The following is a 26,075-nucleotide window of genomic DNA, read 5'->3' on the forward strand; positions in this document are numbered from 1 at the left end:
TTTGGAGACGCTTATGTCACCCCCGAAACACTCAAATCATGATCATGACACTGACAGTCATGGTCATGACCATGGCGATGTCATTAGCCGTATAGTGGGCCCGCGCGCGGAAATCATCTTTGCCGGGCTAGCTGGACTTTGCCTGCTGGCAGGCTGGCTCGGACCCAAACTTGGGTTTCTACCGGACCCCATCGGATTTGGCTTCCTGCTCGCGGCTTACTTTTTCGGCGGTTATTTCGCGCTGCGTGAGGCCATGGGTAAAATACTCAAAGGCCAGTTTCAGATCGACTTTCTGATGCTGGTGGCTGCTACGGGCGCCGCCATTCTCGGCGAATGGGCGGAAGGTGCTTTTCTTCTCTTCCTGTTTGCCATTGGCCATGCCCTTGAAAACTATGCCATGGCCCGGGCGCGCAATGCGATTTCGGCTTTGTCGGATCTCACTCCGGATGAGGCGCTTGTCCGTAGGGGTGAGACGACAGAAACCATTGCGATTGACGAGTTAGTTGTCGGCGATGTCGTTGTGGTGCGTTCCAATGAGCGCTTGCCAGCCGACGGATTTGTGGTCAGCGGACAAAGCGCCGTCAATCAGGCGCCCATTACAGGCGAAAGCGCGCCCGTAGACAAAAGACCCGTGGCTGACCGCGAAAAGGCAGCTGCTAATCCTGACGCGCTGAAGGCCGAAAGCCGCGTGTTCGCGGGGTCAATCAATGGGTCCGGCAGTCTTGATATAGAAGTGACCAAATTGTCGGGCGAGACGACGCTGGCCCGCGTTGTCACCATGGTGAGCGAGGCTGAAACACGCCAGTCACCGACCCAGAGTTTTACCAAAAAGTTCGAGCGCATATTTGTGCCGTGCGTCATTGTTCTGGCGGTTGTTACGTCGCTGGCCTTCCTTGTTTTGGACGAGACGGCTTCCGAAAGCTTCTACCGAGCCATGGCTGTATTGGTGGCGGCAAGCCCCTGCGCGCTGGCCATTGCAACCCCAAGCGCCATTCTCTCCGGCGTGGCCCGCGCCGCGCGCGGCGGCGTGTTGATCAAGGGCGGCGCGCCGCTTGAGGCGCTCGGACGGCTCGACGCCATCGCCTTTGACAAAACAGGCACACTGACGGAGGGCGAGCCGCGCCTAGTGGATATTGTGCCTTTCGGCGATGTCGATGAAGACACTTTGCTCAGGGTTAGCGCCGCTGTTGAAACGCTGAGTGATCATCCGCTGGCCGAGGCCGTGGTGCGCGATGCGAAAAGGCGCCTCGGATCAATCCCCGACAGCGCAACCGATTTTACAAGCATAACCGGTCGCGGTGTTTCCGCCATGTATGATGGCCAGATTGTGCATATCGGCAAATCGGCCTTGTTTGATGAGGTGGACGGCAAGCCAGTGCCCGAGGACTTGGCAGAGCGCGTCAATTCGCTGTCGGCCGATGGCCGCACAACGATGATTGTGCGCCATGGTGAGCGCTATCTGGGCGTAATCGGTCTGATGGACACGCCGCGCGAAGCCGCGAAAACCGTCATAGCGCGGCTGCGCGACATCGGCGTGACCCGCATGATGATGATTTCGGGCGATAATCAGAATGTGGCAGATGCTGTCGCGCGAGACGTTGGGCTGGACGAGGCCTTCGGCGATCTCATGCCCGATGACAAAGTCACCAAGATCAAATCGCTCAAGCAAGGCCGCGGTGTCGCTATGGTTGGGGACGGCGTCAATGATGCGCCTGCCATGGCTAATGCGACTGTCGGTATTGCCATGGGAGCGGCGGGCTCAGACGTTGCGCTTGAGACCGCTGACATTGCCCTCATGGCTGATGATCTTGAAACGCTGCCATTTGCAGTCGGATTGAGCCGGGCAACCAGTCGCACTATCCGGCAAAATCTCTGGGTCAGCCTCGGCATCGTCGCGTTTCTTATTCCCGCGACGCTTTTCGGTCTCGGGATCGGGCCCGCTGTCCTCATTCACGAAGGTTCAACTTTGATCGTCGTGTTCAACGCTTTGCGACTACTTGCGTTCCAGGATCGCGAACATTGATGAAACTGAGGATCTTCTGGTGCCGAATTCAATCAAACGCCCTGGTGCCGCCAGCGCGGCTCAGTGTTTCTGACTAAAACTGAAAAGTAATCATTCACAAAAGTAGTCTACGTATGTCGATGAATAATTTGCGGAACTTGTTCATTACGGGGACCTTAGCCGCCTCGCTCGCGGGATGCGCGTCGGCCCCAAAAGCTTTCCAACCATTAGATGTCATCGAAGCTGAAGCGGTCCGTGCCGAGTGCGGACTCATCCTACCGGCTTCCAGACTCAAGAGCGGCGGAGACTTCAGGCGACGGGCATATCAGACCTGCAAGAGCGACGTTCTAAGAGAGCTTGCCCGCAATGAGTGAAGACTTCACTCATGCGGCACGCTGATTAAACCCCAGCTGTGCGCCGAGAAGTTCAACCAGATAGCCGCCATCCCGCAGCCCCTCCGCCTTTTTGATAATGTAGCGGATGGCGTCCCGCATGGTGCCGGTTTCATCGCTCCACTCGGCATCGACGGCCGCTTTGCCGTTGAGAACAATGGCGATTTCGCGCCGTGACATGCCAAGCTCAAGACAATCGAGGGCGACCAAACCGTCACGCAGGATTTGCGTGGTTTTGGTCCAGAGCGGCGCCTCGGGCACGCTGCCTTCCTCGATCAGGGCAAGTGCGGCTTTCTGCGCTTTCAGTTTGCGCTCATAGGCTTTGAGATCAGAGATGGTCAGTTTCATCCGAACAGGTTCGAGCCCCAGAATCGAAACGCCGGTGCAGCGCACCTGCACGACGCAGCCCTTGCCGCGGATCAGAAGAAATTCGCGGGCCTGCAAATCGGTAATGTGGGTGATTTGGCAAATTGGAACCGTGCTGTCCCAGATATCACAGCTTTCGCCCGGCGCCCGTGGTGAGCAGTTCACTTCCACCTGATCGGGAAACACATGCTTGTTCCAGACCGCATCGGCTTCAAACCCATTAAGGTCTGGATCGGGCATGAACATAAGGCCCCAGCGGTGAGCGAGGCGCTGCGGGTTGCGGGGCTTCAAGAGACGAATATCGGCGCAAGGCGCTTTCATTTCAGATACATCGTCGTCCGACCGCGCCTCTGCATCGCGTCTGAGGTCGGGATTGCGCCTTGCATATTCCCATGCCCAGCGATCAGGCGACAGGCGCGAAAGGTAATCGTAGCGCGCCAGGACGCCTTCCGAACTCAAGGTAAAAGTCTTCATCATCAGCTCCCTTCACAGGGGAATTCAGCAAGATGAGTGCCAACCTGAAATTGAAGACTGAATTCATACGCGCAGATTACTTAATGCATGAACAGCATCTTACGGGAATAATTTGAGCATCTGATCACTATTCAAACTCTCCTCATGAGGGATTTTTACAGTCGCAACCTGTAGCAATAGTTACAGGTTCGCGTTTGCATTCATCTGCAGCAGGTCGCGGGGCGTTGCTGGATATGGCCCGCAGTCCCACTCCCCGAAAATCGCATGGGCTGTCAGGCTTTGGTCACTCGGAAACGTGAGTGACAGGAGCCTTATGAAATGGACAAGCCCGCGCACCAAAGCGAAACAGAAGACCGTCGCAGCGCAATGCTGCGCACCGCGTTCTGTTCTGTGGTGCGCGAAGCGCTGGAAGCGCCAGATACGATCGAAATCATGGCCAATCCTGATGGATCGGTCTGGATCGAGAAGGCTGGCATCGGCCTCATCATCTCTGAACACACTCTCCCGTCTTCCGACCGCGAGCGCGTCATCCGGCTCGTGGCCTCTGGGGTGGGAGTAGCCGCAAACCGCACCTCCCCGATTATCTCTGCTGAACTCCCCGGCAGCGGCGAGCGGTTTGAAGGGCTTCTCCCACCCGTCTCAACCGCGCCATGTTTCTCCATCCGCAAGCCTGCGACCACACCGTTTGAACTCGGCGACTATGTCACCCAGGGCGCGCTGGCGCCTGCGCTGGCCCAAGCGCTCAAGGACGCGATTGCAACGCATGCGAACATTCTGATCGCCGGCGGCACGTCCTCTGGCAAGACGACATTTACCAATGCCTTGCTGGCAGAGCCCTCACTACATGACGACCGCATCGTCATCCTTGAAGACACGCGGGAGCTGCGCTGCGCCGCACCCAATGTCGTCCAGCTCAGAACCCATCGCGGCAGCACCAGCCTGCAGGACCTTGTCCGCTCGACCCTGCGCCTGCGCCCCGACCGGATCATTATCGGCGAAGTGCGCGGGGCTGAAGCGCTCGACCTGCTCAAAGCCTGGAACACCGGCCATCCCGGCGGGATCACCACGCTGCATGCGAACTCCGCCCACGGCGCGCTAGCGCGGCTTGAACAGCTGACACTGGAAGCCACACCGCGCGCGCCCTTCGACCTCATCGCAGAGGCGATTGACGTCGTCGTGTTCATGAACCGCGCGGGCGGCCAGCGCCGCGTTGAAGAGGCGCTCCGCGTCACCGGCTTTGACGGCGAGGGCTACCAGACCCAGCCGCTCGTCTCCCGCTCTTTGTCCCTCGTCCAACATGGAGAAACACTATGACCCTCTACACCCACCTTCAGACCGTAAACCGAACGGTTCAGGTCGCGGCCTGTATCGGCCTCGGCCTGATGATCGCCGGTCCCGCCCATGCGGCAGGCTCCGGCATGCCCTGGGAAGGTCCGCTCGATCAGATCCTGCAATCTATTGAAGGGCCCGTCGCGCGGATCGTCGCGGTGATCATCATTACGCTGACCGGTCTGACCTTGGCTTTCGGAGAGACCAGCGGCGGGATGCGAAAGCTGATCCAGATTGTGTTCGGTCTTTCGATCGCCTTCGCCGCCACCAGCTTCTTCCTGACTTTCTTCAGCTTTGGCGGCGGAGCGCTGGTCTAGTGGCGGAAGGCTATGAAATCCCCCTCCATCGCTCGCTGACCGAGCCGATCCTGATGGCGGGCGCACCGCGCACGGCCGCCATCGCCATCGGGACGCTCGCTGCCGCGGTCGGCCTTGGGCTCCAGCTCTGGATACCGGGCCTCGTGCTCTGGACCGTCGGGCATTCAGCGGCCGTGTTCATGGCGCGGTCTGATCCGGATTTCATGGCCGTTGCGAGCCGTTCGACGCGCCACAAGGAGCATCTGACATGCTGAACTTGCGTGAATATGCCGACACACCAACGCTTCTCGCCGACTATCTACCATGGGCCTGTCTCGTTGCGCCGGGCGTCGTCCTCAACAAGGACGGCAGCTTCCAGACGACATTCAAATATCGTGGCCCTGACCTTGAAAGTTCGACCGAGGAAGAACTCGTCTCGGTTATGGCCCGGGTCAACAATGTCCTGCGCCGGTTTGGCTCAGGCTGGGCGCTCTTCTTCGAGGCGCAGCGCCACGAGGTGCATGACTATCCGGAGGCGGAGTTTCCAGATGCGCTGTCCTGGCTCATCGATCAGGAACGCGCGCTGCAAGCCGAAGAAAGCGGCGCCCGGTTCGAGAGTGCCTACTATCTAAACCTCCTCTGGCTACCGCCTGCCGATGCGACGGGCCGCGCCGAGAAGGCGCTGATCCAGCGCGCTGAGACCGAAGATGCCGCGACCTGGCGGCACCGGCTGGAGACGTTCCAGCAGCACGCGGACCGCGTCTTCGATCTCCTTTCCACCTGCCTCGCCGAGATTGGTAAGCTAACTGACGATGAGACGCTGACCTATCTCCACTCGACCATCTCGATCAAGCGCCATCCTGTTGTGACGCCTGAGCTGCCGGTCTTCCTCGACGCCGTGCTCGCCGATGAGCCCTTCGCTGGCGGGCTGGAGCCGATGATCGGTGACGCGCATTTGCGCACGCTGACCATTCTCGGTTTTCCGGCCTCGACCCTGCCGGGCATCCTTGATGAGCTGAACCGGCAGGGTTTTGCCTATCGCTGGGCAACGCGCTTCATCGCCATGGACAAGGCCGAAGCTGAAAAAGTGCTCGGAAAGAAGCGCCGCCACTGGTTCGCCAAACGCAAATCGATCGGCGCGGTCCTGCGCGAGACCCTGTTCAATGAACAGGCGGCCCTCGTAGACAATGACGCCGACAATAAGGCGGGTGATGCCGACGCCGCGCTACAGGAACTCGGCTCCGACCTTGTCTCCTATGGCTATGTGACCACAACGATCACTGTCGCCGATCCCGACCGGCGCGTGGTGGACGAACATATCCGCGTGGCCGAGCGCATCGTGAATGGCCGCGGCTTCACCGCAATCCGCGAGACCCTGAACGCCGTCGATGCCTGGCTCGGGAGCTTGCCCGGTCATCCGTATGCCAATGTCCGTCAGCCCATCCTGCACACGCTGAACCTGGCCCATATGGTGCCGCTGTCTGCGGTCTGGGCGGGCGAAGACGCCAATCGACACCTACAAGCCCCTGCGCTCATCCAGGCACAGACCGACGGCACAACACCGTTCCGCCTAAATCTCCACATTGGCGATGTTGGTCATACGCTTGTCGTCGGTCCCACCGGCGCGGGCAAGTCCGTGCTCCTGTCCCTGCTCGCCCTGCAATGGAAGCGCTACACAAACGCCCAGGTCTTCATCTTCGACAAGGGCCGGTCCGCGCGCGCTGCAACGCTTTGCATGGGCGGCGCGCATATCGACCTTGGCAGTTCGAACGCCCCAAGCCTCCAGCCCCTGAAGGACATCGACACCGAACATGGCGCGAGTTTCGCCGCTGACTGGCTGACAGGTCTCTGCACAAATGAAGGCGTCAGCATGACGCCGGACCTGAAAGCCCGGCTCTGGGAAGCGATCCAGTCTCTCAGCTCAGCGCCTGAAAACGAACGCACGCTGACAGGCCTCAGCCTGATGCTGCAGGACGACACGCTCAAATCGGCGCTCCACCCGTTCACGCTGGAAGGCCCGCATGGCCGCCTTCTCGATGCCGATCAGGAGAGCCTCGCCCTCGCCGATACAGTCTGTTTCGAGATGGAAGAGCTGATGCACGCGAAAGGCGCGGTCGCCCCCGTCATCACTTACCTGTTCCACCGACTTGAAGCCCGGTTCACCGGCAAACCAACGCTGCTCATCCTAGATGAAGCCTGGCTGTTCCTCGATGATCCGATGTTCGCGGCGCGCATTCGCGAATGGCTCAAAACCCTGCGCAAGAAGAACGTGTCTGTCGTGTTCGCAACACAAAGCCTGGCCGACATCGCGAACTCAAGCATCGCGCCTGCACTCGTCGAGTCCTGTCCGACACGGATCTTCCTCCCGAATGAACGCGCGCAGGAACCGCAATCGAAAGAGACCTATGAGCGCTTCGGACTCAATACCCGCCAGATCGAACTGATCTCAAGAGCCACGCCGAAGCGCGACTATTATTACCAGTCACCCCTCGGCGCGCGCGTCTTTGATCTGGGACTTGGACCCATCGCCCTCTCGGTTTGCGGGGCGTCCTCGCCGGAAAATCAGGCCCGCATGGACCGCATCTGGGCCGAGACGGAAGGCGACGGCTTTGCTGCCTGCTGGCTGATCGAGAAAGGCCTGCCCTGGGCGGCTGAGCTGCTCACCCGCTGGCCCGGCCATGCGCCTGAAGCCGCCGATCCGATCCAATCAGTCCACGCCATCGCCGCCGAATAGGAGCCCCCGATGAAACGCTTCCTTGCCTCCGCCCTCATTTGCGCCGCGCCGCTCTCCATCCTCATCGCCCCGCCAGCCGCCGCCCAATGGACGGTCTATGACCCGGCCAATCACATCCAGAACATCTACCAGGCGATCCGGTCGCTTCAGGAAGTGAACCAGCAAATCCAGCAGCTCACCCATGAAATCGAGATGCTGGAGAACATGGCGCGCGATCTGGAGGCGCTGCCCGATAGTATCGTCGACGACATATTGCGCCGCATGCGCCGCATCGAGGAGCTGATGCGCGAGGCCGAAGGCATCGGCTACCGCGTCGAGGAAATCGAGCGCGAGTATGAAGAGGTGTACCCTGAAGACTATGGCAGTGAACCGCCGCGCCAGGCCGTCCTCGTCGAAGAGGCCCGCGCCCGCTGGCGTCAGTCCCGCACGGCTTACCGGGACAGTCTGACCGTCACGGCGCAGGTCGTCTCCACAGCGCGGGCTGACAGTGACAGTCTCGGCCGGCTGATCGCCGACAGCCAGTCCGCCGTCGGCAATCTCCAGGTCGCGCAGGCGGGAAACCAGATCGAGGCCCTGCAGACTGAGCAGCTGATGCAGATGGAAGCCATGATGGCCGCCCATTACCGCGCCGAGGCGCTGGAACGCGCGCGCCAGCTGGCCGAGGCCGAACGCGGCCGCGCCCGCACCCGGGCCTTCCTCGCAGAGTAGCGCCCCATGGACGTGATCGACACATTTCTCGCGACCTTTATCGCCTACATTGACAGCGGGTTCGGCCTGCTGGCGGGCGATGTCGCATACCTGTCGACCACGCTCATCGCTATCGACATTACGCTGGCAGGCCTGTTCTGGGCGCTCTCCCAGAACACGGACGTGATCGCCGGGCTCCTCAAGAAGGTGCTCTATGTCGGCTTCTTCGCCTTCATCATTGGCAATTTCTCTCTTCTCGCAGGGATCGTCTTTGACAGTTTCGCGGAGCTTGGCGTGACCGCTGGCGGCGGGACCATGACCGCCGATGATCTCCTGCGCCCCGGCTTCATCGCCAGTGTCGGTCTCGACGCCGGTCAGCCGCTCTTGGAAGAGATCAGCGACATGCTGGGGCCAATCTCCTTCTTCCATAACTTCATCATGATCGCGGTGATGTTCATCGCCTGGGCGATCATCATGGTCGCCTTCTTCGTGCTGGCCGTGCAGCTCTTCATCACGATCCTGGAGTTCAAGCTGACGACGCTCGCCGGGTTCGTGCTCGTGCCGTTTGCGCTCTGGAACAAGACGACGTTCCTGGCTGAACGCGTCCTCGGCAATGTCATCACCTCGGGCATCAAGCTGATGGTGCTTGCCGTCATTATTGGCATCGGCTCGACGCTCTTCTCATCCGTGACCGATGCGTTCCGTACCGGCGATGATGTGACGCTCGCGCAAGTCATGGGCACGGTGCTCGCCGCGATCGTCTTCTTCTGGATGGGCATCTTTGCGCCCGGCATCGCCTCCGGCCTGATCACCGGTGCGCCGCAACTCGGCGCGGGTTCCGCCGCAGGCGCGGCCGCCGGTGTCACAGCCGGAACCTATGTCGCCGGGATGGGCGGCCGCGCTGCCGTCGGCGCCGTCGCGGGCGGGGCGTCCTCCGCCGTCAAGGCCGGCGCCAGCATGGCCGGCGCGGCGCGCACTTCTTATACGCTGGGATCGGTCGCCTCTGGCGCATCCGGCGCAGCGGGCGTCGCCGCAGGCCTTGCCGGTGTCGCCCGTGCAGGCGGCGACGCTATGCGTCGCACAGCATCGCGCCCGGCTCAAGCCCTCAGAGACGCCTACCAACGCGGCAGTCAGGGCGCCTGGCGCGCCACCGGCGGGTCTGAGGCCGCGTCCATGCAAAACTCTGCCTCCGGATCATCATCAAGCCAAAGCCCCGGCTGGGCGCGGCGCATGCAGGCGAGCCAGCGCATGGGACAGGCAGGCCAGATGGCCGCGCACTCCCTGCGCGACGGTGATCGCGGCGCTTCGGGCGCAAACCCCACCCTCAGAGACAAGGACGACTAGACGATGGCTTTCAGGCGATCCTCCTCCAGCTATGGACCAAGCCCGTTTCCCGAAACGCCTTACCAGAAGGCGGGCCAGATCTGGGAGTTCGCAGCCGGTTTGCCGCAGGCAAAACAATCCATCCGGGGGATGGATTGTAGGCGAAGAACGCCGCGGCAGCGGCCCGCAGGCTCCCGCTTCAACCCAACAAGACAGGAGGTCTGATCTATGGCGTTCAAGCGTTCATCTTCAAGCTACGGCCGCAGCCCGTTCCCCGAGACGCCATATCAGAAGGCCGGACAGGTCTGGGATGAAAGAATAGGCTCCGCCCGCGTGCAGGCGAAGAACTGGCGGCTCATGGCGCTCGGCTGTCTCGGGCTCTGCTTCGTCACCTCCGGCGCGCTGGTCTGGCGCTCGATGCAATCCACCGTCACGCCCTATGTGGTCGAAGTCGATGAGACGGGTGCGGCCCGCGCTGTGGCTCCGGCCACGACAAGCTACACGCCGACCGATGCCCAGATCGCCCATCACCTTGCGAACTTCATAGAACATGTCCGGGGGCTTTCCGTTGACCCTGTCGTCGTCCGCGAGAACTGGCTGCGCGCCTATGACTTCGTGACCGACCGCGCCGCCACCACGCTCAACGAATACGCCTCCGCCAATGATCCTTTCGCCGATGTCGGGCGCAAATCCCGCACCGTGGACGTGGTCAGCGTGGTTCGCGTCTCGGAGGACAGCTTCCAGGCCCGCTGGATCGAGAAGACCTATGAGAATGGTGCGCTCGTCAGCGCCCAAAGGTTCACCGGCAATTTCACAATCATCACCCAGCCGCCGACGGATGCAGAGACCCTGCGCGCCAATCCGCTCGGCCTTTATGTCCATGCCCTGAACTGGGGTCAGGACCTCGTTACAGGAGAATGATCCCCATGCTTCGTATTCTGCTTGCCACTTCGGCCCTCGCACTTACCACGGCCTGCGCCACGACCGAGCTTGAACCTATCGATGCGAGCGCCTTTGTCGCGGCCAAGCCCGTCGAGGATAGGACCGACTATCCGGTGGAGATCGTCGAAACCGCCGTCGCGCTGCCGCTGCCCGGCCAGATGATGCCCATCGGCGCGCGTGTCACCACCAATGCCGATGGCAGCGTGACGCGGACCTACACAAGGACGATATCGCGTCCCTCAGTGTCACCGGCTGAAGCCATCAGACAGGGCCGCACCGGCGCGCTTATCGAACCTTCGGTCGATGGCTATGTGAACGCGATCCAGGTCTATCCCTATACAGAAGGCGCGCTCTACCGGCTCTATGCCAGCCCCGGACAGGTTTCGGACATTGCCCTGCAGCCGGGCGAGGAACTGGTCTCGGTCTCGGCAGGCGACACGGTCCGCTGGGTCGTGGGCGATACGATCTCCGGCTCTGGAAACACTTCCCGCGCGCATGTGCTGGTCAAACCGATTTCCTCCGGCATTCGCACCAATCTGATGATCGCCACGGACCGGCGCACCTATCATCTGGAACTTGAAAGCACGGGCGGCGGCTATATGGCCGCTCTGTCCTGGCGCTACCCCGCGGATGAACTCGCAGGCCTCACTGCCCGCAATGAGCGCGCGATCGCACGGGACGCGGGAAGCATTGAGCGCGGCCTGACGCTGGAAGGCCTGAACTTCGACTATCGCCTCTCCGGCGACAGTCCGGACTGGAAGCCTGTCCGCGTCTTTGATGATGGCCGTCAGGTCTTCATCCAGATGCCGGAGGACATCGCCACAACCGACATGCCGCCGCTTTTCGTGCTCGGCACGGACGGTGATGCGGAACTGGTGAACTACCGTGTGCGCGGCAATTATTATGTCGTGGACCGGCTGTTCCGTGCGGCCGAGTTGCGCCTCGGCGAGCGGAACCAGACCGTGGTGCGAATCTCACGCAACGAGCGGCGCTCGCCGCTGGCTGGCCTGTTCGGGAACTGAGCCGATGTCCGAGCCCATTCCCTTCGACGAACATGCCGAGCGGCTGAAGATCCGCTCCAGCCCGAAGCCGGTGACGCGGATCAATCGCAAAGTATTGATGGTCGGCGCAGGCCTCGGCGTGCTCGCCCTGTTCGCAGCCATGAGCGTTGCCCTCAAACCGCCAACCGCTACCGATCCGGATGCCCGTCGCGAGCTCTACAACACGACGAACACGCGCAAGCCCGAAGGTCTCTCAACGCTTCCGACCAGCTATAGCGACATCACATCCGTCGAGGACCGCGTCACGCGTCTTGGCCCACCGCTTTCGGGCGATCTCGGCGCGACCATGCTGCGCGCCGAACGCGAGCTCGGTATCGAACCGGAATATGTGACCCGGTTCGAGGATGACTTTCGCCCGAACCCAGCCGACGAGGCCGAACGTGCAAGGCGCATGCGCGAGGCCGCCCTTGCCGATGAAGCCGCCCGCGCACCGGTCTTTTTCCGACTCGATTCTCAGAGCGGCACGGCAAGCACCACCGACACCCGTCCTGCTTATCGAGACCCCGCGCTTGATCTGGGTTCTGAGCTTCTGGCGCTCGCCGCTCTGCCGCAAGGCGCACGGTCCGCTTTCGGACAGCCTATCGATACAAATCTCCAGTCCCGCAAGCTCGCCTTTACGAGCGAAGGACCAGCAAGCGACATCTACAATCCACACGGCGTGGAAGACCCTGCCTCGCCGTATCAGGTCATGGCTGGCACGCTCATTCCGGCTTCAATGGTCACGGGCATCAACTCAGACCTGCCGGGCACGATCGTCGCGCAGCTCACCCAGCCCGTCTATGACACCGTCACCGGCCAATACCTCCTCATCCCGCAGGGCTCGCGCCTGATCGGGCGCTACCAGTCGGAAGTCTCTTTCGGGCAGGACCGCGCACTCGTGACCTGGGACCGGATCATCTTCCCGGACGGGTCGTCGATTGTGATTTCCGCGCCAGGCGCTGATGCGCAAGGCTTTGCGGGTCTCTCGGATCGAACCGATCATCATTGGGACCGCGTGTTCATCGCAGCAGGCCTCGCCACCATTCTCGGCGTCGGCGCAGAACTCGGTGCAGACGGTGACGGCGATCTCGAACGCGCGATCCGACGCGGCACGACCGACACCGTCAACCAGGCCGGCCAGCGCGTCGTCGAACGCAACCTTGGCATTCAGCCGACGGTCCGTGTGCGGCCGGGCTGGCCCGTGCGCGTGGTCGTCACCCGCGACCTCATCCTCAGACCCCATCCACAAGGAACAAGCAGATGACCCTACGCCTTGGACAGTTACCCGATCGCACCCCGGTGCGTATGAGCCTCTCGGTCGATCCCGACCTCGCCAGCGCCCTCAGCGACTATGCCGAAATCTACCGGCAAACCTATGGCGCGGAGGAAAAGCCCGAAGCGCTCATCCCCGCCATGATCGAAAGCTTCCTGGCGTCAGATGCCGGGTTCAAACGGGCGCGCCGCGCCCTTCATTCCAACGCCAGCAAAGGAGACTAACCCATGGCGCAGATCGGCACGTTCACCCTGAAAGATGGCAGCTATACCGGCACCATCCGTACCATGACCATCAACGTCAAAGCACAGCTTGTCCCGAACAGTGACAAGGCATCAGATGGCGCACCCGACTTCCGGCTCTATGCCGGCGGGGCCGAACTCGGTGCGGCCTGGCGTCAGGAAAGCAAGGACGGCGAAACCCCGTACCTCGCCGTCAAGCTCGACGATCCAAGCTTTGCCAGCCCCGTGCGCGCCGCCTTCTTCGAGAATGAAAAGGACGGCACCGGCGTCATGGTCTGGAACCGGACGAAGACCAACTAGCAAAGGGTCTGGCGCCCCAATGAGCCTCAGCCTGCATGATCTTGAAAAAGGCCGCCGCATTGCGGCGCTCGTCGTGCGCCATTGCGGTGAGAAGTATTTTCCCCTGTTCGACCGGTTCGACCGGGAAGTCCGCGAGCGGGCCTCGGCGGCCGACCGGATCGAGGACGCCATCGGCGCGAACATGCCCGCTCGGCCGAGAAAGCGAGGGCGCTCTTGATTTCCTCAGAAAGAACCGCTATATATCCCTTCAGTGGAAAGGATCGCTCAATGTCCCAAACAGCAGCCATCGACGCACAGGAACGGGCACGGGTGATGACCATGGCCGTGGTCCGGGCCGCTGAAAAGCTTGGTCTTTCCGGGAAGGACATGGCCCTGATTTTGGGGGTTTCGGAACCGACCGTGTCGCGGATGCGCAAGGATGAGTTCCGGCTGGAGGAAGGCACCAAGCCGTTTGAACTGGGAGCGCTGTTCGTTCGCCTGTTCCGGTCGCTTGATGCGATCACCGGCGGCGACGGCAAGGTGGCCAACGCCTGGCTACGCAATGAAAACCGGGCGCTTGGCGGTCGTCCACTCGATCAGATCAAGACGATTACAGGACTGACCCATGGCCTTGCCTATCTGGATTCCAGACGCGCTCCGCTCTGAGCGGCAAGGCGTATCCCGCGTTTTCTGGCGCTGCGTGGAGGCGCAACACATCGTCTCCACGCTTCAGCTTGTTGATACGCTGGATGAGCAGCGTCTTCTCGAAGACATGCTCGAAGAAACAAAGCCGCCTGTACCCCCCGACTGCGCAGGGCTCCACTATCTCTACATGACGCCGTTCCGCTACGGCCTCTATCCGAACGGCTCGCGGTTCCGCCGCGCCGGACCGACGCCCGGCGTCTATTATGTGTCCGAAGAACCGGCGACAGCGATCATCGAAACCGCGTTTCATTTGCTGCTCTTCTACGCAGACTCTCCGGGCACGCCATTTCCGGCGCAGCCGAGCGAGCACACCACATTCGACGTGCCGGTCCGCACCGACGCAGCCATAGATCTCATGTCAAAGCCATTTAGCGACGCTGCCAACCTCTGGACGCATCCAAACGACTACGAAGCGTGCCAGCAACTCGAAGAAGCTGCGCGTGCGGAGAGTATCGGGCTGATCCGCTATGCGTCAGTGCGCGATCCCGAGCACCGGCCAAATGCGGCTATTCTCTCCTGCGCCGCCTTCGCCGCCGCAACCCCGACACAAAACCAGACCTGGCGGCTATGGTTCAACAAGACAGGCGTGCACACGATATGTGAGTTTCGGGGAGAAAGATTTGGTATTCCAGCGCTTGCATGGGAAACCGACGAAAGACTCAAGCGACTGTTTTCTGCAGATACCACGCAGAAAACTCCATAAAATTGAATTACATAAATAGTCGGATCCCACTGAATCGAATGCTCCATGGAAAAAACACAGAATGAGCGCACTGTCCTCTTCGTCACAAAAGCGACGCCAGAGGATAATGAATTCACAGAGTGGCTCGCCCCGCGCCTTGAGGCTGCAGGATACCAGGTTTTCGCCGACATTCTGAATCTCGAAGGAGGTGAACGCTGGCGAAAAACATTGACCCGTACTTTGCAGGACCGGGCGGTAAAGCAATTGCTGATTTGCGCCGGAGATGGCTTGCATAAAAACGGCGTGCAGGAAGAAATTGGCATTGCAGCCGACGTCTCCCGCACGACCGGTGATGAAAAATTCACGATACCGCTTCGCGTTAGGAGCTTCCGCAAAGTCTTCGGCATGGGAGAACTACAATATCTGAACTTCGAAGATAGCTATGCGGATGGTCTCGCTGATCTGTTAGAGACGCTCGAAAAGCAGAACGTCCCAAAACTCAATGAACCTTTGATTCAGCCGCAATGGGAGCAGCACCGAAGGCGAAATGAGATCAGACTGGAAAACCGCGCCGAAACCCTGACCAGCAATTGGGTCGCGATCGAAAACGCGCCAGACGAGATCGCTTATGTCGCGCCGACTGGACCTTGCGATCGCGACAAGCTGAAAAGGCGCGCGAACAGCTTCGCTTTTCCCACTTATCCTCACTTATCTGGTTTCATCACCTTCGCTTCCCCCTTGGAAATGGCCGAGCATTTCGAGGGGTTCGGACCGATCAAGACGATTGCTACGAGTCGCCTTTCATCTTTCATGGAAAAGGGGTGGTCGGAACTCGACATAAAGAGTCGTGAAGCCAAAAATATTTTAGTCGCGCTATTCCGTCAGGCCTGGGAGCGACGTCTCTCTTCGATCGGGTTTCAAGAATATGGGTGGGCGAGCGGTCTCGGGCATCATGCCGCCCCCGCGCAGATTCGCATCAACGAACGCGTGGCATGGGGGCCAAAGGAAGGCAAGCGTAGGTCGGTTCTGCGGAACGTCGCAAAGGGGCGGGTTTGGTCCTACGGCGTGAGCGCAATTCCCAATCTCTATCCCTTCCCCCATTTCCGGCTCAAGGCTCGGGTTCTGTTTTCGGATATCAAGGAAAACGCTAAAGGAGATGAGGACCGTCAGGGCAGCATCATCGACGATAAGGAGAGGCAGCACCGTCATCGGCGCAGCGACTGCAAGGGCTGGAGGAACAAGTCCTGGCACGGTCGCATGATGGCGTTTCTGGAGCTTGTGGCGGGAGGCGATTCCTATATCTCACTTCCCATCGGCGCGGGCGGCAATCTCGTCCTCAACGTAATGCCTATACAGATGATTTCACCGGTGACGACACCGATCGTCCATGACGACGAGGACGCCGAAGAAACTGATCCCTCGACTCTGGCTGGCGATTTTGACCCCGAGGATGGGGATACCTCCGATGAAGAGGAGGCGCAGAAATGAAATTTGACGTCGTTACGCCGAGACTTATTCACCTCCCGGAACCAGCTCTCTCATTCGGTTTCGGTCAATCGACGGACCATCCCAAAGACGGGCTATATCTCTACGGACCCCACAAAGCGGATGATCGCAACAAGGTCATCACCATAGGCGTCATCGGCACAACAGAGGGACTGGAATATTTCCGGCGCTGGGGGCGCAGCGTGCTCGGCGATGTGCTTGTGCCGCCCCCAAAAAAGACGGACAAGGAACATCGTCTCCATCTCAGCAATTTTCCGGGGATGCCTGCGGCCTTTGGTGTTAGCTTCGACCCCCGAGACTTCATTGAATACGTGGTCGACGGCGACAAGATTGAGACAACCACAGCCCTGCAAAACCACCATGAAGCGGTCGCCCAGACAGTTGAAGTTTTTCTCGAACGCGTTCGCCATCATGACGAAAACGAAGAAAGACGTCCCGACGTCTGGGCGTTTGTCCTGCCAGAAATTATCTATACGCGTTGCACACGCCAGGCTCGGCGCAGCGGCGTGACTCTATCTCCTGGCGAATATGTGAAGCGTCAGAAGCAGCGCAGCAACTTGCCGCTTCTGGAAGATGTAATCGATCTTACGAAAGAAGACATCTTCGATGACGTTCCGGACTTCCATCGTCAGGCAAAAGCCAAGCTTCTGAAGCTGGGCTACACTTCGCAGCTCGTGCGGGAAACAACGCTTGCGCCGGAAGCATTCACAAATGCCCACGGCTATCCTATCCGCGGTGTCCAGGATGCAGCCACAATTGCCTGGAATCTGGCTACTGGTCTCTACTACAAAACGCAGGCCGAACCGCCGTGGAAGATCGCTAATATGCGCGATGGCGTCTGCTATGTTGGGCTCGTCTTCAAGAACCTCCCAAATGACAGGAACAATCATGCATGCTGCGCGGCACAGATGTTTTTGTCAGAAGGCGACGGGATCGTCTTCCGTGGAGCAAATGGCCCTTGGCAAACGGAAAACGGCGAGTTCCACTTGAAGAGCACCGCCGCCCGGGATCTCATCGGCAAAGTCCTTGAGACGTATGAGGAGAAATTCGGCGCACCCCCAAAGGAACTCTTCATCCACGGGCGCGCTGGATTTTCGAGCGAAGAATGGCGCGCCTTTGAGGCAGCCGCCCCCAAGGAAACGAATATCGTCGGTGTTCGAATTAAGACGACGACCGGCCAGGTGAAGCTGTTCCGGGACGGAAAGTATCCAACCTTGCGCGGCACGGCCATGATCCTCGATCAGAATAACGCCTTCCTCTGGACATCCGGCTACGCACCGAGATTGGACACATACATTGGTCCAGAAACGCCAAACCCTCTGAACGTGACTGTACTAAAGTCATCCGGCGAAAGACCGGATATTGAAACGGTGCTGTCCGACATCTTGGCGTTGACGAAAATCAACTACAACGCCTGCAACTACTCGGACGGCCTGCCCGTCACCATCCGATTCGCGAATAAAGTCGGTGACGTTCTGATTATGGGTAGCGCGAGAGGCGGCGGAAAGCAGCCGTTCAAATTCTATATCTGACGGAGAACATGAATGGTCTATGTAAATGGAACCGCACATATCCGTCACGCTCAGAGCGGTCAGGTCTATGAGATTGATGCCGACATGCTCGACTTCGAAAGCGTCTCCAGTGAAGAACGCAGCATGGGACCGGAAACAGCCTATTCGGCAGTCGTTGAACATCCGGAGCTTGGGCAGCTCACCTGGTCGATTTGGGAATATCCAATAGGCGCAAAAAATTATCGCGAGACCGATGTCGGCCCGCATGAATTGCTGAACAACCTTGAGTTTGGACTGGAACACGAACCGCCAGACCCGGACGAAGACGGCGACGAAAGAATAGACGAAGAAGACCGACAGGCGCAGATAGACGCGCTGGTTGAATGGTTCTTTGAGCGTTATGAAGATCCGGCCCAGCGGCTACCCTATATCAGCGCCGAAGGCGGCTACCAATGGATTTATGGCGGCCCTTACGATGCACGCGAGGAACTGGCTGAGAACTTCCCAGACTTGCCCGACGACGTCATCGAAGCTGCTGTCGATGAAATCGAATCTGACGGATTGACGGATTGGGCACCCGTCGCAAGTGCCGAGGACTATGATCAGTATGAGGACAACGAGCCGGATGATTTAGAAGTTTCCGCAATCGCGCGCGACCTTGAAGATTTAATTCAAGGCCTTCCAGAGGCCGTTGCTGAGCCAGCGTTTGAGGTCGGCGGTGATGGCCTGATCCATATGGCGATCCCTCCTGATGCGACGACGCCGGATGCGAACAACCCTTTGCTCGATGAGTTACGTGAGGCAACGCAGGATTTACTACACGAACTCAATGGAACGAATGCGCATACGGATCTTCTGAATGCCGTGCAGCGCTATCACGCTACCATCAGCGCTGATTCGATTTCTATTTCGCAGGTTTATTCTCGCGGCATACGGCTGGCGAACGTCGGTGAGGCAACCGAAAAAGCGATCGCGCGGGACTATCTTCCGTCATTCCCGTTGAGTGTTGAGGCGCATCTGTCCTCTGTGCTGGACCTGAACCGCGCTTACATTATGGCCCACCCGGAAGGACGCAGGATCGCCGAGAATTCTGCCGCCTATCAACGGACGCCATCAGATACAGAAGCAATGCGAAGGGCCGCGGATGATTTTGCCGATGCCGTTGCCAGTGCACGAAGCCTGTTTGCCGATGACGTCCGCGAACTCGTTGTACAGGCATCGTCGCAGATAGGGCACGGCCCCCAGCCAGGCCGGTCGAATCAGAACGCCGCACACACGTTCGGCAACCTGACTCGGTTCATTCTAAAGCAAGTTGGGACCGCAGCCTTGTTCACAGGCGCCGCTCTCGGCGGCGCGGCAATCACGGGAAGTATTCCGGGCGGGGCGTTGGCTGCAACCGGAACCGAGTACATCAATTTATGTTGGAGCTTTTTGGTCGCAAACGCATCCGCCCTTCACGCGATTGCCGCCTCCTTTGGCGCAGACTTGTCCTGGATGTCGTCTGCTGCGCACATTCTCGAGCGACACAAAGCGCAAAAGCCTGACTCATGATTTTGCGGAGCCGCCGACTGCCCAGAGTACATTTTCGCGATCAAACAACTCCATCACCCGAGGATCAAACGGGTGGATGATCTTGAGCAGTTCGTCACGCCGATACTCAAGCGAGCCACCGTCGCCATAGACGGGTCTTGTCGTCTTGTGGCCCATGAGCAGGCATCGCAGGCCGTAGTCGATATTGGCTTCCTGCATGCGTTTCTCGAAGGCGTGGCGGAATGAGTAGATCTTGTGGTCGGGCGACTCCAGCAGGCCGCGATTGCGGAAGTTCTTCATCATGTTGGCGGAGAAAAGCTCGCCCTTGTCGTAGTAGTGGGCAAAGGCTTTCGGCGCCGCGCGCTTTGCCGCTTCGAGTGCGATGCCGACCAGCGGAATGTCCCTCTCGGAGGTGTCGGTCTTCACTTCGCGGTCCGTCCGTGCGCGGATGGAGATGTAGGGCACCGGCTCATCAATGTGAAAATCTTCAACGCGTAGGTTGATGATCTCACTCGGTCGGCATCCTGTCTCGATCAGCATCAGCGTAATGAGCTGCAGTTCCGGCCGCCATTTACGGGTAGCACCCGGCGCAAGAATCTTCTCCCGCACCCAGTTGGATGAGAATGGCGGCACTTCGGTTCTCGCCTTCGCCTTGAAGTGCATATTGCGGAAGGGGTTCGGACGTTCCTCTTCGCCAATGTGCTTGAAGTAATCGGCATAGAGCGAACGGATATTGCCGATGTGACGGTTAGCGGTGTTAGGCGCGACCGGCTTTGCGTTCTGATCCTTGGGTCTGACCTGTTTGGCCCAGTGCTTCTGGTAATTGAGCGCGAGGTCACGGGTGATCTCCTCAAGGGCAATGTCACCGGCAAAGTCGATAAAATACTGAACTGAGGTTCGCTTAGTTTTCTCCCACGATGCGCGTTGGTTCGGCGATTTGTACAGCTGCGCGTTGTACGCGATCTCGTTCACATAGACTTCGAAAGCCTCGGACACGCTGACAGTCGGTTTCGGCGCGCCGCCAAGCAGCGCTTCGGCGTCCCGCACTTTGGGGATTTCGGCGGGCCCTGCGTTCTGATGAACCGCAAGCAGCCGTGCCAGCGCCTCTTCAAGCGGCGCAACAGTCGCGAGATGGTCGATGGGCTGATAGGTGAAGCCGCTCGCCAGCGCCTTGACGGTCGCCATGCGATAGCGGCGACGAACGGCCTCCGAAGTTTCCCGACTGGATGAGGGCCCGACCTCTTCGGCGATCTTCAACGATGCCCAGTAATGGTCATCGGCTTCGGCCAGCAAGTCGCGCTTGTAGCGAGCCTGGTCGATTGAAGTGGTCCCCAGCGATTCCTTGATCCGCTTGCGCGAATCAAGGTGCGCGAACTTACTCGGCACACGGCGGTTATACCACCAGACGCGGCCTCGCTGTTCGAGGTAGGAATTGTCGTCGACGCGCTTCATGACGCCGACCATTGGTCCACAATCTGGTCCCATTTTGGTCCACAGATTCCGGCCATTTTATGCAAAGCGAAGCAAACGAGATCAAAAATATCGTTTAACTTCAATGCTTTACACGGAAACCATTTCGAGAGAAATGGCGCGAGTGACGGGGCTCGAACCCGCGACCTCCGGCGTGACAGGCCGGCACTCTAACCAGCTGAGCTACACCCGCGCATTTCCTTGCCGAAACTCGGCGAAGCGCTTCTCTATTAAACCCGGCATGGCGGGTCAAGCGGGGAACTTCACGCGAATTTGCACTTTTCTGTATAAAGGTGTCATTCCCCGGCCATATTCCCACATCAGGTTAGACACCCAGTCCTGAGGTTATTCCATGAAGCGCGTTCTCCTTATCATTTCCGGCATCGCAATCCTGCTGATTATCGCAGCGGTTTCAGTGCCCTTCTTCATTCCAAAGTCAGTGTACAAGGCCCAGATCGAAAGAGCGGCCACAAACGCCCTGCAGCGCGAGGTGACACTGGCAGGTGATGTGAACATCTCTGTGTTTCCGCGCATCTCGGCTTCCGTCCAGCAGGTCACCGTGGCCAATCCTGAGGGATTCGCGACCCCCAACATGATTGAGGCCGGCGAATTGCGCGGATCGGTCAAATGGATACCCCTGCTCTCCCGCCGCGTAGATGTGCAGGAGATCGCGTTCGTGGACGCCAATGTCTTCCTGCAGCGCAAGACCGATGGCAGCACCAATTGGGAGCTCGCCGCCAAGGATGAAACCACCCCCTCTACCGAAGACTCAGGAGGCGGCTTCGAAGCCGGCATTCAATCGGCTGTCTTGCAGAACGCCTCCCTCACCTTCCAGGATGACAAAGCTGGCCAGACCTACCAAGTGTCCGAACTCGACCTGCAGGCCTCCCTGCGCGGCATGGACCAGCCGCTCAGCGCCGAAGCGAGTGGCCGGTTTCAGGACCAGGCCTTTGCGATGGATCTCTGGCTGGACGCTCCCAACGCGCTGACCAGCAATGCCCCAGCCAATACGCGGCTCGACCTGACATCCGATCTCGGCGACCTCCACTATGAGGGCAGCCTCCAGCTGGGAGACGCCCCGCGCCTCGGCGGCGCCTTCGAAGCTGCTCTGCCGAATGCGGCGGCACTTGCGCAACAATTCGACCTAGACCTGCCCGCTCAGGCCGCTTTGGGCCGCGTAGAGGTTTCCGGTAAAGCCACAGGTGCGCTGGATGCTTTGTCGCTGACCGAACTCGACATGTCGCACACCAGTGATCTGTTAAGGGCCTCCTATAAGGGAGCGGTCTCGCTCGCAGGCGATGGTACAGTGAACGGCGATCTGTCGGTGGCGAGCGACCGGATGCGTGACTTGCTTCGCACCGCAGAAGTCGACCTAGCCTCCGGTGATACGCTGCAGGCCTTTGCTGTGTCCGGCACCGCCGCCGGATCCTTCGAATCCATCATGCTCAACAATCTCGACCTGTCGCTCGACGATCTGACCGGCACCGGCAAGGCCGGGCTGGACCTGTCGGGTACGCCCCCGCGCATCACGGGTGACCTGACCCTCCCGACACTCGACCTGACGCCCTTCATGGGCGAACCGGACCAAAGCCAGCCATCCCAGGGCATTCAGCCCTGGAGCGATGAACCGCTCGACCTGAGCAGCCTCAAATCCGTGAATGCGGATCTCAATCTGAAGGTCGGCACACTCACCGTGGGTGAGATCGTATTGACGGATACCGTTATGGCGGTCGACCTGACCAATGGCCTGCTGACGGCCGACCTCTCCCAATTCAAGGCATTCAATGGCGACTGGCTCGGCAAGCTTACGGTCGACGCCCGTCCCGCGACGCCCAAGGTCAATTTCAACATGCAGGGCCAGAACGTCGCCGTCTCCAATCTGCTCGGTACGCTCGCAGGCTTCGACAGCCTGACCGGCACCGGCCAGTTCAAGGTCTCGGCCCAGTCCACCGGCACATCCATCGATCAAATCATGCAAGCCATCGATGGTGAGGTCTCAACCAATTTGTCCGACGGCGTGATCAAGGGGTTGAACGTCGCGGCCCTCGTACGCAGCGCCTCTTCGCTCAAGCAGGCGCTGGCGACGGGCTCGATCCAGAACCTCAATTTCGGGGAAGCCCTATCGAAAAATGCCGAAACCGATTTTTCGAGTTTCAACACCGTGCTGAAAGTGAATGACGGCGTTGCCAATGTCGATGTCATGAAACTGCTCAGCCCTGTGCTGGGCATTGACGGCACCGGTCAGATCAATCTCGCCGGTCAATCCATGGATTTGCGGCTTGCCACCAGTGTCGACAAGTCGGCGCAAGGTCAGGGCAGTGTGATCCAGCTGAACGGGATTCCGGTGCCCGTGCGCATCTCCGGCGCCTGGACCAACCCAAAGGTCACGCCGGATCTGAGCGGTGTGCGCGCCGCCTTTCAGGCCGAACTGGGTTCCCGCGTTCTTGAAGAGCTGGGCGTCTCCGGCTCGGCCGAGTCCGGCAGCACGGAAGATGTCATTGGCGGCCTGCTTGGAATCAAAAAACCAGAGGCCGACTCCTCTGACACAGATGTCCCCGCCGAAACATCTGCCGAAGATGCCGCGATCAAGGCGCTTGGCGGTTTGTTGAGCAATCGGAAGAAAAAGGAATCAGAGCCCCCCCAGGACAACTGAGCTGATTTCTTATCCCTGCGCCGATTTCACAACGTGAAGTTTGACCTTCTGGACGGGTTTTGGGCCATTGGCCTCTGCTGACGCCCAGTCCGCTGGCTTGAGGTCGACAACATGCTGCAGCTCATCGAGCGGCTTGGCGCGGCTGATGAAAAATCCCTGCAATTCCTGACAGCCAATGTCCCGCAGGAAGTCTGCCTGGAAGCGCGTCTCGACACCTTCGGCGGTGCACCGCATGCCCAGCGAGTGCGCCAGCGCAATTGTGGCTTGCGTGATGGCGCGACTGTCGGACTGGTTTTCAATATCGCGAACAAAGCTCTTGTCGATCTTGATCTTGTCGAACGGGAAGCTGCGCAAATAGGACAGCGAGGAATAGCCTGTACCGAAATCGTCCAGCGCGATTCCCACGCCGATTTCCTTCAGCTTGTGCAACCGCTTGAGGGTGAAAGTGGTGTCCGACATCAGCACCGATTCCGTAATTTCCAGTTCAAGGCGACGCGGGTCGGTCTTATTGGCGGCAATTGCGTTCACGATCGTCGTCATCAGGTTTGAGGAATGGATCTGCAGCGGCGATATATTGACCGAGACCTTGATATGGTTCGGCAACCGGCGGGCTTCGGCGAGGGCCGCGCGAATGACCCAGTCTCCGATCCGTGTGATCAGGCCATTGTCTTCCGCATGCTCGATGAACTCGCCGGGATAGACCAGGCCGCGCTCTGGATGAATCCAGCGCAACAAGGCTTCGCAGCCAACCATTTCATGCGTATGCGCATCAACTTGAGGCTGGAAGTAGAGCTGGAATTCGTTTCGTTCCAAGGCTGAGTGCAGGTCTGCCTCGATCTGCAAATGGGCCCGCGCGCGCTCGTCCAGTGCTGGCGTGAACAGGCACCAGGTCGACTTGCCCAGCTTCTTGGCCTGATAGAGCGCGAGGTCAGCATGCTTCAGCATAGTCCGTGCATCTTTCGTATGCGCATCAAACATGCGCACACCGACAGAGGCCGAGCAATTCGCCGTCGACCCCCACAAATCGTAGGGTTCACTCAGGCGTTCAGTCAATTCGTCGAAGAAAAGCTCAAGATCGTCCATGGATGGTCGTTCAACAATCATGGCGAACTCGTCGCCGCTGATGCGGGCGACCGTATCCTGGTCCGCGCTCAGCTCGTTCAGGCGGCCAGACACATGTTGCAGCAATTCATCGCCGGCTGGATGTCCAAGCGTGTCATTGACCCATTTGAAATTGTCGAGGTCGAGCCAGACCAGCGCGCGCTGGGTAGCTTTGGTTTCCTGCTTGCGCAGCGCCTTTTCCAGCCGCTCCTGCATGTTCATCCGGTTCGGCAGGCCGGTCAGCCCGTCATAATGAGCCATGAAGGCGATCCGGTCCTCAATCTCCTTGGACTGGGTGATATCAGACGCAACCCCTCGGAACCCACGGAACACGCCCTTGTCAAAGATCGGCTTGCCGGTGAGCGACAGCCAACGGTCCTCATCGGTATCCTTGAGCTGCATGGCAATGTCCCGGAACCCTTGCCGGCGCATCAGGCTCGTATTGAGTACCTTGGTCGATTCATCGGCTTCGAACTGGCTGACCAAGAGACTACCGAGCGTCAAATAGCCATTGTCATGTTCGGCTCCTTCGAAGACGAGCGGAATATCGACCAGAACGCCCTGCGGATCTGTCTGCCACAGCCAGTCAGATGTGCTTTCCTCGAAATCCCTGAGCAACAGGCCAATCAGTTGCGACTGATCCTTGACGGCGGCCTCATTCACGCTCTGCCGCACAAACTGGCGATGTGACCACCGGATGGCGAGGATAAGAGTGGCGACATAGACCAGCGTGAGGATGGATGCGTAGAGATATTTCGGATTCTGCTGAAACTGCATTTCCACCACCAGCCCCAGCGCGATCGGCACAATGAACGCAAAAGCGGCGCGCGGTATCCGGGACATCAGGAAGGCACCGGTAAACATGGTACCGGCAAGAATGACACCCAGGATCATCTGCCCGTAACTGTCAGTGACATTCATCACCATGATCGGCACAACCGCCCAGAGCAGGCCGGCAATGGCTGCCGCAACTGTATATTCCTTCAGAAGGCGGCGAGAGGTCGCCAAGCCGCGATGACGAAATCTCCGGACCTTGTTCGCCAGGACAGCAGCAGCGCAGATAATTGCGATACATGATATCCAGATAGACAAGTAGATTCCGGCCGACGTGTCGTGAAAAGACAACCAGACAACGGATGCGTTGATCAGATTGGCAAGGACCAACGGAATCGTAATGGCACCCACGATCTCAAGCTGGTTCGCTCGCCATGCCGCCTCATGCTTCCGTTCGTTTTCCCGATCCTTAGCGATCTCGGACAGCGGCTCATTGCCGCCATCCTTCAAGACTGAAAGTTTCATGCGTCCACCCCGGAATTCATCCGATTTCTCGGAATCACCACTGCGGCAATCCTTTACGCGGCCATGATGAAAATGCGTGTAGTTAGAAGTCCGAAATTTCAGGGAACCAGTAACGGTTCATAAGCCATCAATCTTTGGTTGAGAAAATATCCAAGGATTTCAGCGGGCTTTAGCTGATCCGGCGATCACCCGATCCAAGTCACCTCGAAATTTTTCTATAAATTTATTTTAGAGGTACA

22 protein-coding genes, 1 tRNA gene and 1 pseudogene are annotated in these 26,075 nt (G+C 59.3%); 19 read left to right on the forward strand and 5 right to left on the reverse strand.

Annotated features, from left to right (window positions below; all coding sequences use genetic code 11):
* Positions 1 to 13: 13 nt before the first annotated feature.
* Entirely contained in the window at positions 14 to 2,023 is a 2,010-nt protein-coding gene (locus V7660_RS07595; RefSeq protein ID WP_290495699.1) for a heavy metal translocating P-type ATPase, read from the forward strand.
* 362 nt (positions 2,024 to 2,385) lie between these two features.
* Here the strand turns inward: V7660_RS07595 and V7660_RS07600 are convergent, their stop codons facing one another.
* Complete coding sequence (locus tag V7660_RS07600) at positions 2,386 to 3,000, reverse strand: DNA -binding domain-containing protein (RefSeq protein WP_335602491.1); 615 nt, start codon at positions 2,998 to 3,000, stop codon at positions 2,386 to 2,388.
* Between the two features lie 12 nt (positions 3,001 to 3,012).
* Positions 3,013 to 3,237, reverse strand: a pseudogene (locus V7660_RS17250) (transcriptional regulator domain-containing protein); the annotation flags it as partial.
* A 315-nt stretch (positions 3,238 to 3,552) separates the two neighbouring features.
* On the opposite strand from V7660_RS17250, the gene trbB reads away from it, so the two are divergent.
* The 17 genes from trbB to V7660_RS07685 all read left to right on the forward strand — a co-directional run bounded on the left by trbB (position 3,553) and on the right by V7660_RS07685 (position 19,334).
* Positions 3,553 to 4,548, forward strand: coding sequence for a P-type conjugative transfer ATPase TrbB (gene trbB / locus V7660_RS07605; RefSeq protein ID WP_290495700.1), 996 nt, complete (start codon positions 3,553 to 3,555; stop codon positions 4,546 to 4,548).
* On the forward strand, positions 4,545 to 4,880 hold the full coding sequence (locus tag V7660_RS07610) for a TrbC/VirB2 family protein (protein ID WP_035549557.1): 336 nt from the start codon (positions 4,545 to 4,547) through the stop codon (positions 4,878 to 4,880). The genes trbB and V7660_RS07610 overlap by 4 nt, the downstream gene beginning before the upstream one ends.
* A complete protein-coding gene (locus V7660_RS07615; protein WP_035549555.1) occupies positions 4,880 to 5,134 on the forward strand; it encodes a VirB3 family type IV secretion system protein in 255 nt (84 codons plus the stop codon). The genes V7660_RS07610 and V7660_RS07615 overlap by 1 nt, the downstream gene beginning before the upstream one ends.
* On the forward strand, positions 5,128 to 7,593 hold the full coding sequence (trbE, locus tag V7660_RS07620; protein WP_035549554.1) for a conjugal transfer protein TrbE: 2,466 nt from the start codon (positions 5,128 to 5,130) through the stop codon (positions 7,591 to 7,593). Before V7660_RS07615 ends, trbE begins: the two co-directional genes overlap by 7 nt.
* A gap of 9 nt (positions 7,594 to 7,602) precedes the next feature.
* Positions 7,603 to 8,301 (forward strand): P-type conjugative transfer protein TrbJ, encoded by a 699-nt coding sequence (gene trbJ / locus V7660_RS07625; RefSeq protein WP_035549553.1) that lies wholly within the window; start codon positions 7,603 to 7,605, stop codon positions 8,299 to 8,301.
* A gap of 6 nt (positions 8,302 to 8,307) precedes the next feature.
* Entirely contained in the window at positions 8,308 to 9,624 is a 1,317-nt protein-coding gene (trbL, locus tag V7660_RS07630; RefSeq protein WP_035549552.1) for a P-type conjugative transfer protein TrbL, read from the forward strand.
* 207 nt (positions 9,625 to 9,831) lie between these two features.
* Complete coding sequence (gene trbF, locus V7660_RS07635) at positions 9,832 to 10,524, forward strand: conjugal transfer protein TrbF (protein WP_035549550.1); 693 nt, start codon at positions 9,832 to 9,834, stop codon at positions 10,522 to 10,524.
* Positions 10,525 to 10,529: 5 nt separating this feature from the next.
* Positions 10,530 to 11,567, forward strand: a complete 1,038-nt coding sequence (gene trbG / locus V7660_RS07640) for a P-type conjugative transfer protein TrbG (protein WP_112061497.1) — start codon at positions 10,530 to 10,532, stop codon at positions 11,565 to 11,567.
* A gap of 4 nt (positions 11,568 to 11,571) precedes the next feature.
* Complete coding sequence (locus V7660_RS07645) at positions 11,572 to 12,849, forward strand: TrbI/VirB10 family protein (RefSeq protein WP_290495703.1); 1,278 nt, start codon at positions 11,572 to 11,574, stop codon at positions 12,847 to 12,849.
* The gene (locus V7660_RS07650) at positions 12,846 to 13,082 is read left to right on the forward strand and encodes a DUF2274 domain-containing protein (RefSeq protein ID WP_035549547.1); all 237 of its coding nucleotides are present in this window, start codon (positions 12,846 to 12,848) and stop codon (positions 13,080 to 13,082) included. The genes V7660_RS07645 and V7660_RS07650 overlap by 4 nt, the downstream gene beginning before the upstream one ends.
* Before the next feature lie 3 nt (positions 13,083 to 13,085).
* Positions 13,086 to 13,400: a DUF736 domain-containing protein gene (locus V7660_RS07655; protein ID WP_035549546.1), complete on the forward strand. Its 315-nt coding sequence runs from the start codon at positions 13,086 to 13,088 to the stop codon at positions 13,398 to 13,400.
* A 19-nt stretch (positions 13,401 to 13,419) separates the two neighbouring features.
* The gene (locus V7660_RS07660) at positions 13,420 to 13,617 is read left to right on the forward strand and encodes a hypothetical protein (RefSeq protein ID WP_035549544.1); all 198 of its coding nucleotides are present in this window, start codon (positions 13,420 to 13,422) and stop codon (positions 13,615 to 13,617) included.
* A 50-nt stretch (positions 13,618 to 13,667) separates the two neighbouring features.
* Entirely contained in the window at positions 13,668 to 14,045 is a 378-nt protein-coding gene (locus V7660_RS07665; RefSeq protein WP_035549543.1) for an antitoxin Xre/MbcA/ParS toxin-binding domain-containing protein, read from the forward strand.
* Positions 14,005 to 14,787 carry an RES family NAD+ phosphorylase gene (locus V7660_RS07670; RefSeq protein ID WP_290495704.1) on the forward strand — a complete coding sequence of 261 codons (783 nt, stop codon included), beginning with the start codon at positions 14,005 to 14,007 and terminating at the stop codon, positions 14,785 to 14,787. Before V7660_RS07665 ends, V7660_RS07670 begins: the two co-directional genes overlap by 41 nt.
* A 45-nt stretch (positions 14,788 to 14,832) precedes the next feature.
* Complete coding sequence (locus V7660_RS07675; RefSeq protein WP_051602527.1) at positions 14,833 to 16,254, forward strand: toll/interleukin-1 receptor domain-containing protein; 1,422 nt, start codon at positions 14,833 to 14,835, stop codon at positions 16,252 to 16,254.
* Complete coding sequence (locus tag V7660_RS07680) at positions 16,251 to 17,804, forward strand: argonaute/piwi family protein (protein WP_035549539.1); 1,554 nt, start codon at positions 16,251 to 16,253, stop codon at positions 17,802 to 17,804. Before V7660_RS07675 ends, V7660_RS07680 begins: the two co-directional genes overlap by 4 nt.
* Before the next feature lie 12 nt (positions 17,805 to 17,816).
* Positions 17,817 to 19,334, forward strand: a complete 1,518-nt coding sequence (locus V7660_RS07685) for a hypothetical protein (RefSeq protein WP_290495706.1) — start codon at positions 17,817 to 17,819, stop codon at positions 19,332 to 19,334.
* Here V7660_RS07685 and V7660_RS07690 read toward each other — a convergent pair.
* Both V7660_RS07690 and V7660_RS07695 read right to left on the reverse strand, forming a co-directional pair.
* On the reverse strand, positions 19,329 to 20,765 hold the full coding sequence (locus V7660_RS07690; RefSeq protein WP_290481384.1) for a DUF6538 domain-containing protein: 1,437 nt from the start codon (positions 20,763 to 20,765) through the stop codon (positions 19,329 to 19,331). The two genes, V7660_RS07685 and V7660_RS07690, sit on opposite strands and share 6 nt — an antisense overlap.
* 134 nt (positions 20,766 to 20,899) lie before the next feature.
* Positions 20,900 to 20,976 (reverse strand) — tRNA-Asp (locus tag V7660_RS07695).
* A 159-nt stretch (positions 20,977 to 21,135) separates the two neighbouring features.
* Between V7660_RS07695 and V7660_RS07700 the strand changes: the two genes are divergently transcribed.
* Positions 21,136 to 23,436 carry an AsmA family protein gene (locus tag V7660_RS07700; RefSeq protein WP_335602492.1) on the forward strand — a complete coding sequence of 767 codons (2,301 nt, stop codon included), beginning with the start codon at positions 21,136 to 21,138 and terminating at the stop codon, positions 23,434 to 23,436.
* A gap of 9 nt (positions 23,437 to 23,445) precedes the next feature.
* On the opposite strand, the gene V7660_RS07705 is transcribed toward V7660_RS07700, so the two are convergent.
* Positions 23,446 to 25,836 carry an EAL domain-containing protein gene (locus V7660_RS07705; RefSeq protein WP_335602493.1) on the reverse strand — a complete coding sequence of 797 codons (2,391 nt, stop codon included), beginning with the start codon at positions 25,834 to 25,836 and terminating at the stop codon, positions 23,446 to 23,448.
* Positions 25,837 to 26,075 lie beyond the last annotated feature (239 nt).

The sequence above is a fragment of the Hyphomonas sp. genome (assembly GCF_036964145.1).
Taxonomy (GTDB): Bacteria; Pseudomonadota; Alphaproteobacteria; order Caulobacterales; family Hyphomonadaceae; genus Hyphomonas.

Excerpts from the sequence above, each read along its gene's own strand:
- V7660_RS07595 (WP_290495699.1), top strand. The coding sequence starts at position 14 with ATGTCACCCCCGAAACACTCAAATCATGATCATGACACTGACAGTCAT.
- V7660_RS07600 (WP_335602491.1), bottom strand. The coding sequence starts at position 3,000 with ATGCCCGATCCAGACCTTAATGGGTTTGAAGCCGATGCGGTCTGGAAC.
- trbB (WP_290495700.1), top strand. The coding sequence starts at position 3,553 with ATGGACAAGCCCGCGCACCAAAGCGAAACAGAAGACCGTCGCAGCGCA.
- V7660_RS07610 (WP_035549557.1), top strand. The coding sequence starts at position 4,545 with ATGACCCTCTACACCCACCTTCAGACCGTAAACCGAACGGTTCAGGTC.
- trbE (WP_035549554.1), top strand. The coding sequence starts at position 5,128 with ATGCTGAACTTGCGTGAATATGCCGACACACCAACGCTTCTCGCCGAC.
- trbJ (WP_035549553.1), top strand. The coding sequence starts at position 7,603 with ATGAAACGCTTCCTTGCCTCCGCCCTCATTTGCGCCGCGCCGCTCTCC.
- trbL (WP_035549552.1), top strand. The coding sequence starts at position 8,308 with ATGGACGTGATCGACACATTTCTCGCGACCTTTATCGCCTACATTGAC.
- trbF (WP_035549550.1), top strand. The coding sequence starts at position 9,832 with ATGGCGTTCAAGCGTTCATCTTCAAGCTACGGCCGCAGCCCGTTCCCC.
- trbG (WP_112061497.1), top strand. The coding sequence starts at position 10,530 with ATGCTTCGTATTCTGCTTGCCACTTCGGCCCTCGCACTTACCACGGCC.
- V7660_RS07645 (WP_290495703.1), top strand. The coding sequence starts at position 11,572 with ATGTCCGAGCCCATTCCCTTCGACGAACATGCCGAGCGGCTGAAGATC.
- V7660_RS07650 (WP_035549547.1), top strand. The coding sequence starts at position 12,846 with ATGACCCTACGCCTTGGACAGTTACCCGATCGCACCCCGGTGCGTATG.
- V7660_RS07655 (WP_035549546.1), top strand. The coding sequence starts at position 13,086 with ATGGCGCAGATCGGCACGTTCACCCTGAAAGATGGCAGCTATACCGGC.
- V7660_RS07660 (WP_035549544.1), top strand. The coding sequence starts at position 13,420 with ATGAGCCTCAGCCTGCATGATCTTGAAAAAGGCCGCCGCATTGCGGCG.
- V7660_RS07665 (WP_035549543.1), top strand. The coding sequence starts at position 13,668 with ATGTCCCAAACAGCAGCCATCGACGCACAGGAACGGGCACGGGTGATG.
- V7660_RS07670 (WP_290495704.1), top strand. The coding sequence starts at position 14,005 with ATGGCCTTGCCTATCTGGATTCCAGACGCGCTCCGCTCTGAGCGGCAA.
- V7660_RS07675 (WP_051602527.1), top strand. The coding sequence starts at position 14,833 with ATGGAAAAAACACAGAATGAGCGCACTGTCCTCTTCGTCACAAAAGCG.
- V7660_RS07680 (WP_035549539.1), top strand. The coding sequence starts at position 16,251 with ATGAAATTTGACGTCGTTACGCCGAGACTTATTCACCTCCCGGAACCA.
- V7660_RS07685 (WP_290495706.1), top strand. The coding sequence starts at position 17,817 with ATGGTCTATGTAAATGGAACCGCACATATCCGTCACGCTCAGAGCGGT.
- V7660_RS07690 (WP_290481384.1), bottom strand. The coding sequence starts at position 20,765 with ATGAAGCGCGTCGACGACAATTCCTACCTCGAACAGCGAGGCCGCGTC.
- V7660_RS07700 (WP_335602492.1), top strand. The coding sequence starts at position 21,136 with ATGAAGCGCGTTCTCCTTATCATTTCCGGCATCGCAATCCTGCTGATT.
- V7660_RS07705 (WP_335602493.1), bottom strand. The coding sequence starts at position 25,836 with ATGAAACTTTCAGTCTTGAAGGATGGCGGCAATGAGCCGCTGTCCGAG.